The organism is Flavobacterium movens (genome assembly GCF_039581425.1).
GTDB lineage: Bacteria > Bacteroidota > Bacteroidia > Flavobacteriales > Flavobacteriaceae > Flavobacterium > Flavobacterium luteolum.
Genome location: NZ_JBCPXY010000017.1, coordinates 1 through 12,567, shown reverse-complemented (window position 1 = coordinate 12,567; position 12,567 = coordinate 1). Strand labels below are relative to the sequence as shown.

Annotated in this window: 7 protein-coding genes; 1 reads left to right on the top strand and 6 read right to left on the bottom strand. The window is 34.4% G+C overall.

Going from position 1 to position 12,567, the window contains the following annotated elements; all coding sequences use genetic code 11:
* Nucleotides 1–24 precede the first annotated feature (24 nt).
* Both AAYQ05_RS21415 and AAYQ05_RS21410 read right to left on the bottom strand, forming a co-directional pair.
* Nucleotides 25–780: a hypothetical protein gene (locus AAYQ05_RS21415; protein ID WP_343545285.1), complete on the bottom strand. Its 756-nt coding sequence runs from the start codon at nt 778–780 to the stop codon at nt 25–27.
* A 415-nt stretch (nt 781–1,195) separates the two neighbouring features.
* A complete protein-coding gene (locus AAYQ05_RS21410; protein ID WP_343545284.1) occupies nt 1,196–5,530 on the bottom strand; it encodes a hybrid sensor histidine kinase/response regulator transcription factor in 4,335 nt (1,444 codons plus the stop codon).
* 330 nt (nt 5,531–5,860) lie between these two features.
* Between AAYQ05_RS21410 and AAYQ05_RS21405 the strand changes: the two genes are divergently transcribed.
* A complete protein-coding gene (locus AAYQ05_RS21405) occupies nt 5,861–8,473 on the top strand; it encodes a beta-glucosidase (RefSeq protein ID WP_343545283.1) in 2,613 nt (870 codons plus the stop codon).
* 280 nt (nt 8,474–8,753) lie between these two features.
* On the opposite strand, the gene AAYQ05_RS21400 is transcribed toward AAYQ05_RS21405, so the two are convergent.
* The 4 genes from AAYQ05_RS21400 to AAYQ05_RS21385 all read right to left on the bottom strand — a co-directional run.
* Complete coding sequence (locus tag AAYQ05_RS21400; protein ID WP_343545282.1) at nt 8,754–9,422, bottom strand: ankyrin repeat domain-containing protein; 669 nt, start codon at nt 9,420–9,422, stop codon at nt 8,754–8,756.
* A 139-nt stretch (nt 9,423–9,561) separates the two neighbouring features.
* Entirely contained in the window at nt 9,562–10,176 is a 615-nt protein-coding gene (locus AAYQ05_RS21395) for a YdeI/OmpD-associated family protein (RefSeq protein WP_343545281.1), read from the bottom strand.
* A 343-nt stretch (nt 10,177–10,519) separates the two neighbouring features.
* Nucleotides 10,520–11,353, bottom strand: coding sequence for a hypothetical protein (locus tag AAYQ05_RS21390; protein ID WP_343545280.1), 834 nt, complete (start codon nt 11,351–11,353; stop codon nt 10,520–10,522).
* Between the two features lie 71 nt (nt 11,354–11,424).
* Nucleotides 11,425–12,567 (bottom strand): MBG domain-containing protein (locus AAYQ05_RS21385; RefSeq protein ID WP_343545279.1); only part of this gene is annotated, 1,143 nt, incomplete at its 5' end.

Sequence of the window (12,567 nt, the reverse complement as noted above, 5' to 3'; positions counted from 1 at the left end):
TAGTTTATTTTGACAAGAAGTTTATCAAGGTTCGTTTATAAGGAAGTCGACACTTGTAACTTTACTGCCTTCAATAGCAAAAGTTCCTTGCAATTCTTTTGTTTTCACAACTTCCATATTCTGGTTGAGGCATTCTATTTTAACACGAACGTTATTTGCCTCTTCTCCTGTTTGAAATAAAACAAAATCATCTGTGTAGTTTATCCCTCCACTTGTTGTTGCTTTGCTTCTAGTTACAAACATGTCTTCTTTTATGTAAGTTCCGTCGACCACTTTGTAGCCACTTCGCTTCACCAAAACTGTAGTCTTAATTGTGGTATAACTTTTATCGGCCACAATGTCTAAAGTCTTCAAACGAAGAATTCCTGTTCTCGTAACAATATTCAGCGTCAATGGTTCTTCAAATGGCGAAGCGTAAGGCATAGCATCTGATAAATTTACTGGCTGGTTTGCCAATGCAGGCTGCGGAACAATTAATTCGTTAAGGTTCGTTGGAGATGGAACCATTTGCTCTGGATAATCTGTTGCTAGCAATTTGTATTTTCCATCGTCTAAAGAAAAAGGATACAGCGAACTGTAGTTAGCAAAATATTCTCCGTTTTCCTTATACACAAAAACAGGTCTGGTTGAAATGCCTACGTTTAAATTCCAAGGTTCTCCGTTTAATTGAAAATCTAATTTTTTAACTGTATGACTTTCATATTTAAGGTCGTCACTAGAGCAAGAATTAAGAAGAAAAAAAATCCCCGCTCCAAGAATCATATTTTTGATCATTTTCATATCTCTAAAAATTTAAAAACAATGAAAATTTTCTGTTTGATTCATATTTAGGACTACAGTCCAAAATAGGCAGTTGAATGTTAAATTTAGTTTGGTTCATAATTTTGGTTTTAAGGTTAGTTAGTTAAAAATCAATCAAGATTATGAAGCAAAACTAGAAATCGCATATCTGATAATGGGGTAATTTTTGCTTTTCGAAATGGTACAAATCGCTATTTAAGCACTCAGAAACAGTTATTCAATAAATTTTCTTACTTTTTTTTTATACAATGCAAAAAAAACAGCATCAATAAAAAGAGATATCGTAATGGCTTATTTAAAGACTTATTTTTGATTATTTTATTTTCTTTTAAAAAAGAAGCCTCATTAAAATAATGAGGCTCCTATATAAATAGTCTTTATTTAAATAACTGAATCAATTAAATTGTCGGCGGTATTCTGCTGGAGTATGATCGTACTTTGCTCTGAAACATTTTCCGAAGTATTTTAGATCATTAAAACCTACTTCAAAACAGATTTCCTTTATTAATAAATCATCTTCTTTCAAAAGTCTTGCTGCTTCACTTAATCGCATGTCTCGAATGAAAACAACTGGAGAAGCACCTGTAATGCTTTTAAGCTTATTGAAAAAACTAGCGCGTGACATGCACATTAATTTCCCTAATTCGTCAACAGAAAAATCAGAATTTGACATATTTTCTTTTACGAATTCAATGACCTGAAACATAAATTTCTGGTCTTTATTGGATATTTGAAGCGGTTCTTCTTTGAAAATTTCGATTGTGCTTCCGCTAGAAAACAATTGCTGCAAACGAGCACGCTGATCTAGAACATTTTTTACCCTTGCTCTTAACAAACTAACATTAAACGGTTTGGTCACATAATCATCTGCTCCATATTCTAAACCTTCCAATTTGCTTTCAATCGATGATTTCGCGCTAAGCAAAATAACAGGAATATGGCTGGTTGCTAAATTATCTCGAATTGACTTCAACATTTCGATTCCGTCTTTTTCTGGCATCATAATATCGCTAATAACAAAATCTGGCAAAATCTCTTCTGCTTTTATATAACCTTCATCCCCATTTTCGGCAGTATAAATCGTGTAATCGCTTTCTAAAATAGAAACAATAAAAGCGCGCAATTCTGGATCATCTTCTACAACAAGTCCAATTGGATGCTCTCTAGCAGATTCTTCTATAATTATTGCTTCTTGTTCCGTTTCGAAATCTTGATTCATTTCATCAGAAAAATGCTCTTCAGTTTCTTCCAATAAAATATCAACATCGTCTTTAAAGTGCTGATAACCTTTTAAAAATGCAATTTGAAAACTGCTTCCTTTTCCTTGAGTACTGTCAATTAAAATTTCAGCTCCATGTTTATCGGCAATATCTTTAATAATAGAAAGTCCAAGACCTGTACTCGGATTAGAGAAGTTTTCATTGTAATTTGAAAAACGCACAAATAGCCTTTTTTGAAGTGTCGGACTAATTCCTGGTCCATTGTCACTTACAGTTAAAAAGACATGCTTCTCAGATTCTTCGACTTTTACCTCTATAGAATCTCCTTTGTTGCAATATTTAAAAGCATTAGAAAGTAAGTTGATTAAAATTTTATCCAAACTGTCTGGATCTAACCAAATTTTTGATTCTGAAGAATTAATATCAACTTTCAAATTTATATTGCTCTGCGTACTCATCTCACTAAAATCCTCACACATTTGAGATACAAATTCTCCCAGATTGATTTCGCGAATAGCCAGTTTTTTATCTTGAACTCTTCTCAAATCCAAAATCTGATTGACGAGGTTCAATAATTTATTACTGCTTTTTTCAATAATACGAAGCTGCCCTTTTGCCGTATCTTTCAAATCATCATCTGCAAGCATCACTTCCAAAGGCGCTGCAATCATAGTAAGTGGCGTACGAATTTCATGCGAAATATCAGTAAAGAATTTCAGTTTCAATTCGCTCATTTGTTTTTCCAGCTTCACATCATTTCGAAGTTTCAAAATAGTAATAATGGCTCTTCTTGTTAAGAAAAATAAACCTCCAGCTAATATTAAATAGCAGAAATAAGCAAAATTAGTTCCCCAGATCGAAGGTCGAATCGTGATCTTAATTCGCCTTTCATTGTTCATCCATAAATTATGTCCGTTTGTAGAAGAAACCAAAAGCGTATAACTTCCTCTGCCCAAATTGGTATAGTTAATAGACTGTCCGCCTTTAATGTAGTTCCATTGTTTATCAATACCTTCCAATTTGTAGCGGTACACAATATTTTCGCTTTTTAAATAATCCAAAGCCGAAATTTGCACTCTGAAAAAATTCTGATTGTGCTCCAGCGTAACTTCTTCCAGCAAATCAGGATTTTTTGGAGTTTCAGGATTTATTTCGTGTAATTCTTTATTATTCACCAAAAATCCAGAAATTGCTAAATAAGGTTTAAAATGGAAAGGTTTTATATTTTCTGGTTTGAAATAAATTACACCATTAGAATATCCTACAGCTATTTCTCCATTTAAAAGTTCGCATTTAGTTGCTTCAGAAAATATCTCGGTTCCAATAATTGATTTTAATTCTGGAAACGTTTCGGCGCTGTTATTTTTAGGATCAAAACGAACAATCTGATTGTCGCTCATCAGCCAAATTTTGCCCGCTTTATCTTCCTGAATGGCTACAACTCCTTCAACTGGAAAAGAAACCATTTCATTCCAAATAGATTTAACGTTCAATTGTCCTTTTTTATCTAAATCTGCCATTATCAATCCCATGCCATTGGTTGCCAATGCCATCTGATTGTCATGGGTGATTAGAATATCCAAAATATCGTTTCCTGAAACTTGAGAATATTCATTAAATTTTATTTTGTTGGTCGATTTAGTATCTTCCGAAAAAGAAAACAATTTATAGGATGAAATAAAAAATATCTTATGGTCTTTGTTTTCTACAATCGAACGGACTTTATCTGCTGTTTTTATTGGATAGTTTCTTAATTCATTTTTAAAATTAATGAATTGAATTCTGCCACTTGATTCACGAATAATATTGACCCCGCCACCCCAAGTTGCAATATAAATCTGTCCGTTTGAAGCTTGAAAGATTTTAAAAACATCATCTGAGTTTAAACCGTATTTGTCATTTTCATTTTCATTGTATTTATAATGAACAACTTTATATTTAAAAGACTGATCAGTTGGAGATAGGCAAAATAATCCGTTACCTCTAGTTCCTACCCAAATTCTACCTTTGTTATCCTGAAGCATACTGTAAATATCGGCTCCCCAACCCGGCCCAGAAGAAGATAATGTTCCGTCAGAAGCCAAAAATCCGATTTTCTTTTTTTGACTGTCAAACAAAGCAATTTTTTCTTTACGGCTTGCAACCCAAAGATTACCACTATTATCTTTCATCAAACTTCGCACATTGTGTTTATGATGATCATTTGAAGAATCGAGATTTAGAGTCGAAAAATTGCTGTTGCTAAAAGTCACCAAATCTAGTCCTTGTTTAAAAGAGCAAAACCAAAGATTTCCTAGTCTGTCAAACATTGCCGTATGCATTAAATCTGAAACCGACTCTTTTGATTCGTTAATGCATCTAATGATAGAAGAAAGTTTATTATTTTTTTCATCCCAATAAGAAAATGGAGCATTTCCAGATTGTATCCAAACCGTTCCATTTGGAGACGTAATCATAAAACTCTTCCTTTGTCCTCCAGCTGTTGCAGAATCACTGTAATCAACAAGCATGCGCGTGATCTTTTTGGTCAGCAGATCAAACTGAAACACACCTTCTCCTTGAGCTTCAAACCAAAATTGTCTGGAACGTGTTGAGCCTAAATAATTGATTTTTTTATTTGGAAATCCCGCTAGAGTTTTGCTATTATATGCATCTAACTTTCCTGTTTTCAGATCATAAAAATAAAAAATCTGCCCTGCCGTTATTATAAGCATTTTAGTATTGGCAACAAGTTCGGTATAAATGATATCTTCCTTAATATCAAGGAGAAAGTCAAAAAATGTACTTGCTTTTTTATTATAACGTGCCAGTTCTCCATTGTTTCCTCCAAAGATGATCTCTTCTTTAGTTTCTAAAAATGAATTGTACAAACAAGGTTTTCCATTAAAAAAGAAATATTGAGGCTCTCTACCAGACTTGTCTAATCTGCAAGTGCCTGCTTCGGTAAAAAACCAGGTTGTTCCCTGTTTATCTTCAAAAATATCACGGATTTTTCCACAGCGCTTTGCGGGATCAAAAGCAATTTTCCTAACCTCTTTATTTTTTTCAAAAGCAATCACGAAATTTTTTTCTTCGGGAAAAAGCCAAACTCTTCCAGACGGCATTACTTTAAAATCTACAAATGCAATATTTGCAGTCTTTAAGGGCGCGTTTTCAATTGGATAATGAAAACTTAGCTCGCGAGTATCAAAATAATAAATATCATTTTTCTCAGACTGAATCCAAATTCGGTCGCTGTTGTCAAACTTAAATTTAAAAACACGATTGGAAATTAAATTCAATGAACTGTTTTGTTTTACTCTAAATTTCTGAAATGTGTTTCCATCGTAACGAATCAATCCGTTAAAAGTAGAGAGCCAAATAAATCCCTTTTTGTCTTGCTGAATATCAAGAATACGAGATTGCCTTAACTTTAAATCGTTTGCAAAATGAGTCAATGTACCAGAAGGCTGTGCGCTGCACAAAACGCCTATCCAGCAAAAAAAAAATACGAGTAGATTTCTTTTCATTTAAAACTTTATAAAATTAAGTAGATCACAAAAATATCAAAATTCTTTTCCTAACCTAGGAGAAGTGACTATTACAGCAAAATACCACCATAAAAATAGCAATTTGTCTCCCTTCTTCATTTTGAGCAAAAATCATAAATTATTAATTTAAAGCTTTATAACATACTTTAATTAGTAATTTATCCCAACTTTAGAGGGATAAAAATCTAATTTTGTAAGTCAGCAGAAAACAAAATAGCTTTTTGCTTTACTATTGATGTTTGCTCATTCGCATTCCTGTTGTAAAAACAGCGAATCAAAAAATAATAAACCTAATACTATCCAAAACCTATGAAAAGAAAATCCATAGTTATTGCGTTACATTTTTTTGCTTTAACCACCTTTGCGCAAGAAAGTTTTCCGTACAAAAATCCAAATCTGCCAACAGAACAGCGTGTCAATGACTTGGTATCGAGAATGTCATTAGACGAAAAAATAAATCAGTTAATGGATTCTGCTCCTGCAATTGACCGTTTAGGAATTCCAGAATACAACTGGTGGAACGAATCGCTGCATGGCGTTGCTCGCGCAGGATTTGCCACTGTTTTTCCACAATCTATTTCAATTGCTTCCTCTTGGGACCGCCAGCTGATATTGGATGTTGCAAACGCAATTTCTGATGAAGCTCGTGCCAAACATCATGAATATCTACGAAGAGGACAGCACGGAATGTATCAGGGATTGACCTTTTGGTCACCTAATGTGAACATCTTTCGCGATCCACGCTGGGGACGCGGACATGAAACGTATGGGGAAGATCCGTTTCTAACAAGCCAATTAGGTCTTAATTATGTAAATGGCCTTCAAGGCAATAACGAAAAATATTTAAAAGTAGTCGCTACAGCCAAACACTATGCTGTGCATTCTGGCCCAGAACCGTCCCGTCATTTTTTTGATGCGAATACAAGCGATATTGATCTTTATGAAACTTATCTTCCTGCCTTTAGAACTTTGGTAAAAGAGGGGCATGTTTATTCTGTAATGGGCGCGTACAACCGTTTTAGAGGGGAGTCGGCCAGTGCAAGCCCTTTTCTTTTCAATATTTTGAGAAATGTCTGGGGATTTAATGGCTATATCGTATCAGATTGTGGTGCTGTCACGGATATTTGGAAATATCATAAAATAACAAATGATGCCGCAAGTGCTTCTTCATTGGCGGTAAAAAATGGTTTAGATTTGGAATGTGGAAGCAGTTTCCAATCTCTGAAAGAAGCTGTTGACCGTAAATTAATTGCTGAAGCAGACATTGATACTGCTGTGAAGCGTTTATTTACTGCTCGCTTTAAGTTAGGAATGTTTGATCCAGATGAGATTGTTCCTTTTGCGCAGATTCCGTATTCAGTCAACAATAATGCGGCAAACGATTTTCTAGCCAGGACGGCTTCGCAAAAAAGCATTGTTCTTTTGAAAAACCAAAATAACGCGCTGCCGCTTTCTAAAGATATCAAAACGATTGCTGTTATTGGACCAAATGCTGATGACATTCAATCTTTGTGGGGAAATTACAGCGGAGTTCCAAGTAATCCTGTTACCGTTTTAAAAGGAATTCAGAATAAATTGGAGCCAAATGCAAAAGTTTTATATGCTAAAGGAACTGATTTAGCAAAAGGAGTTCCTGAAATGAAAATTATACCATCAATATATTTCCAGAATGAAAACGGAACTCAAGGCTTAATTGGAGAATACTATGACAACCGCGAATGGAACGGAAAACCTCTTTTTACTCGTGTAGACGACAATGTTGATTTTCATTGGGATATCAACACACCAGATCCTCGTTTGAAAATGGGCAACTATAGCGTGAAATGGACTGGTTATCTAACGGTTCCTAAAACGGGAACTTACAATATTTCAGAATGGTCGAAACCTTTTATGACTGTTGAAATTGAAGGCGGAAAAACTACTGGAGGAAAAAATAATCATCATCCGCGTTTTCGTCCACAGAAAATAGATTTAGAGGCAGGCAAAAAATATAAAATAGAAGTTAAATACCAGAACTTCTATGGAGATGCCATTGCACAGCTATTATGGGCAGAACCTGAAGAAGACATATTGCAAAAGGCAGTCCAGACAGCAGAGCAAGCAGATGCCGTAGTTCTTGTTTTAGGGCTTAATGAGCGTCTTGAAGGCGAAGAAATGAAAGTGGAAGCGGATGGTTTTAATGGTGGTGACCGAACAAGTTTGGATCTTCCCGCCAATCAAGAAGAACTTATGAAAGCGGTTAAAGCTACCGGAAAACCTGTTGTTTTAGTTTTAATTAATGGAAGTGCACTTTCTGTAAATTGGGCCAATGATAATCTGCCTGCTATTTTAACGGCGGGATATCCAGGGCAGCAAGGCGGTAATGCAATTGCAGATGTTCTTTTTGGAGATTACAATCCAGCTGGAAGACTTCCGGTAACATATTACAAATCTGTAGATCAGCTTCCTAAATTTGAAAATTATGATATGGAAGGCAGAACTTATAGATATTTTCATAAAACACCTCTTTATCCTTTCGGATTTGGTTTAAGCTACACGACTTTTAAATATTCTAATTTACATCTTCCTAAAGATTTCAATTCTGATGTAAATTTTAAAGTCTCTGTTGACATAACCAATACAGGGGAACGCGATGGAGATGAAGTGGCTGAATTGTACATTAAAGACGAAAAAGCCTCAACTCCACGTCCGATATGCCAGTTAGAAGGTTTTGAGCGAATTCATCTTAAAAAAGGAGAAACAAAGACCGTTACTTTTACCATTACTCCAAGACAGCTTTCTATGATCAATAAGAAAAAACAGAGAGTTGTAGAACCTGGCTGGTTTACCATTTTTGTTGGAGGAAAACAACCAGATGGATCTAATGACATTCAAAGCGGAAGAATAAATTTCAACGGAAAAACCATAACTCTTGAAAATTAAGTTTTTACAAACTATAAATCGAACTATTAACTATTATTATTGTTTACAATAAAGGTAAAACCTCGCTTTCGCGGATTATGCGGTTTTTTATTATTTATTTTATTGTGGTTTCGGTCTACGGTGTAACCGTAGACCGAAAACGTAAGCAAGATATTAAAGCTTACTTTTTTGCTGAAGGAAATTTAACATGGTGCGCAATTGGAGCTTCTCTAATTGCTTCTAATATGCATAAATCCGCTAATAATCTACGCATGAAATATCGCTACCTCATCGAGTATACTTATGATTTTATGATAGCCACGATTTCCTTAAACCCTTTTGATTCCGCATGCTGTAATGGGGTTACGCCATCGTGGTCAGGAATATCCATTTTTGCTCCTGCATCTTTCAAAATTCGAACAATCTGCTGGTATTTCAAGCTTCCATCTCCTAGTACAATAGCCTCCATTAAAGCGGTCCATCCTAAACGGTTAATATGATCAATCGGATAGTTCTTAGTATTTGCAAGCAATCTCACTGTTTCAATATGACCACGTTCACACGCGGGTATAAGCGCTGATCCATTATAGCGGTTGAAAATATCAAAACGAGCGCCATTGTTCAAAAATAACTGTACCAATTCAGTCTGACCACTTGCACCGGCATATAGAAAAGCGCTGTCCTTATTCTCAGCTTGTTGGTTCACATCTGCCTTATGCTTTACTAAAATCTTCGCCATTTCTACTTGCTTACCCATTGTCGCAATAAGCAGTAGAGAACGTTTATTACTGTCCGTAGTATGTACATTCGCTCCATTCTCTAGAGCTTTCACAACTCCTAAGGTATCATTCTGATACACCAAATGCAGGATATCTTTTTGCATAATTTCATTTTTTTTTAAAGCTCTGGCTAGCTGGCAGGAACCAACAGAGATTATTAGTGTTATTAAAAGGACTATACTATTTTTCATAAACAGATAAATTAGAAAAAATATTTAGATTGTAAGTCAGATATTTTATTGGCAATATACGTAAAACTCCTACTGTGCAACAACTGGCATCAATAAGAGTCACTGTGCAAATGCAAACAATTTAACTAATCTCACCTTATTATTTCTTGGATTGCCAAAATCTATCTTTCCCCTCTGCAATCCATTCTAGAGATTGCGCAATTCTCTTGTTTCTAGTTTCATCTGTCTTTGCGTCTGCAATCCAGATAATATAATTTTTACGGAATGATGGCGATTTACTTTCAAAAATTTCAGTCGCTTTACCATCCTTCTTCAATGCATCTATAAATTCTTGAGGAGCGACAACTTCTGCAGCTGATTTTTCTTTTACTGGTTTGGGTTTAGCGGTGCCGTTCTCATTTAAAACCATTGCTTCTTTAATATATGCAGTTAATTTTTCTTTGTTTGGCAGTTCAGATATGTCTTTTATCTTGTCTAAATATCCAAATTTCTTACCAGCCTGTACACTTGCTTGAATCTCTTTGTCCTTCATTAATTCAGCTTTATACAAACTAAATGAACAATGCTGTTTAAAACCGCCCATCATAACTAGATGATCGCCTTTATAAGAATAATGTGGTGTTCCCCATTTAATATTTTCCTCTGCCTCGGGACAGGCGCTAAAAATTATCTCTCGTAAATGGCTTAAAATAGGCTTTGCAAAGTCAGCCATTTTTGCAATGTAATCTGTAACGTCTTTGTTATAATTTTCCATTGATTGAACTATTTATTTTGTGATGAAATTTCAAAATATATAAATACTAATAAGCTCTAATACAAAATAGTACCATACTTTTCTCTTAAATTATGACAACCCAAATTGCTCTAATTTATAACAAATCTACTAAAACGAAAATATATTTTTATCCTTAAATATAACATTAATTATAAACATTCTTTCTTAGTTTAAAAGCCTAATCTGAGATATGAATGTAAACTGCAAAAAAATTGTTAAATAAAAAAAACAACCCGAAAGTTGTTTTAATTTTATTCTATTATTTCTTAATTATCTGCAAATGTTTGACAGAATAATAATCCTCTAAACATTTGCTATATTATCATTTAAAATTCCATTCCAATGTCAAACCAAATGCTGCTGGAGTGATTTTAGCATTTTCTTCTGTACTGTACAAACCATTAGCTTTTCTGTCGGCGGTTGATGCTGGATTGTATCCAACATAAGACTGATTCTTGTTTTGATCAAGTATGGTTCCATATCCGTTTTCGAGAAACATCGCAGCATATAAAGCATTCTTTTTGCCAATATCAAATGCAAATCCGAACTCAAAAGAGCTCATAAAAATACCTTTTGTTTCATATTCTCCTGATCCAGAATAACTGCTTCCCTGCCCTATTCCATATTCTGGTAAATCATTAATTGTCAAATTAAAATCAGGGTAATAAGCACTACCATTTACATTATCTGCAGTCGCTTTTATTTTATAACTAACCGGTAAAAAATACTTTACTCCTCCTCTAAAATTAAAATCAATCCCTTTGTTAATGTTCATTTTAAATTGCAAAAAAAGTGGGATTTGAAGGGCCTGCAATGTTTGTTTTTCTTTGTAATTACTGGTAGTAACACTATAAATAAATGCCGAACCAGAAGCATCTACTTCATAATTTGTCAGTGTAGCAGAAGAAGAAACCAAAGATACATTTTGCTTGTATTGTGAGAATTCTAATCCTGATCCAATTCCGATGTTTTTTGTAAAGGAATAGATATATCCAACTTTTACAGCTCCTCCCATTTTAGTTTCGGCTACTGTTCCTGCTACGTTGCTTTCAAGACTAGCCGCTCCTGTTTGTACCCCAACGTAAAATTGAGCATTCGCAATTGTAGAAAAAAGCGCTAATATAATTCCTAATATGTGTTTACGATTAAATTTCATGTCTGTTATTTTTTACCAGAATATTCCATCCCCATTTATAAATAATGGGGATTTCATACTCATTCATTTATTTAGTTTTTCACTAAAAGGTTTTTTGTAAACGTTTTACCATTTGTTAAAGTGAGCCTTACAATATAGACACCTTCAACAGCTGGAGCCAGTAAAGTAGTCTCATTTTCATTGGTCACTTTTTGATCTACCAACGATCCACTTATACTAAACACGTCAACACGAGAATTTATCATTTTAGCTGGATCAAAATTGGTAACCAATTGATAAGTCTCATTACTTTTAACTGGATTCGGAATAATTTTAATCACCTCATTTGTTGCAGTTGAAGACAACTTTAATGGACAAGAAGTGATTAATGTTCCGTCTAATTTTTTAGCAACTGCGTAATATGTTCCGTTTAAACCTCCAGCTTCTTTGTAATATTGCAAAGTTTGACCTGCAACAAGAATTCCGTCTTTGTACCACGCATACGATGTAAATTCTTTTGAACTATTGTCAAAGAAAATAACATTGTCAAACTGTTGCCTGATTAAATTTGGCTGGCTATTTAAAACTGGTAACGTTATACTTTCAGCTGCATAGTAATTGTTATTACCAGCTTGTGAAGCCGTAATAGTTCCCGAACCAGAATTTTTAAAGATTAATTCATTATTGAAAATCGTTACCACATCTATATTCGAAGAAACATAATTTATTGGTAAACCACTATTTGAGCTAGCAGTTAATACAGTTGAAGTTGCTCCGTCACAATTCGAAACTAAAGTTTGATTCCAAGTGATTACCTGATTTGCTCTGGTAATTTCAAAGTCTTTGCCTATATACGTAATGGCATAATTTTTACCCGCAGTCAAAGTTCCTTGTCCTATTTCATAAGTTCCAGCATTCTCTCCAATTGCTCTTTTTAATGTACCTGAGAAAATATCATTTCTAACTAAAGCTGGTGAAACCGAATAGGTAAGAGTTGAATCTGTTTCTCCGTATACTTTTGTTTGAAAATCATCTGCCGTTACAGTTATTGGTTTAGCAGTAACTATAAGATTGCTTTCTATGTAATTAATCGCATAATTTGGACCAGCGCTTAAGCTTCCTTGTCCGATAGCATAAGATCCTACATTCTCGCCTGCTGTTCTTGATAAAGCTCCTGTAAAGGCATCACTTCCAACTAAACCCGGTGAAAATGTATAAGTCAAAACAGGATCAGC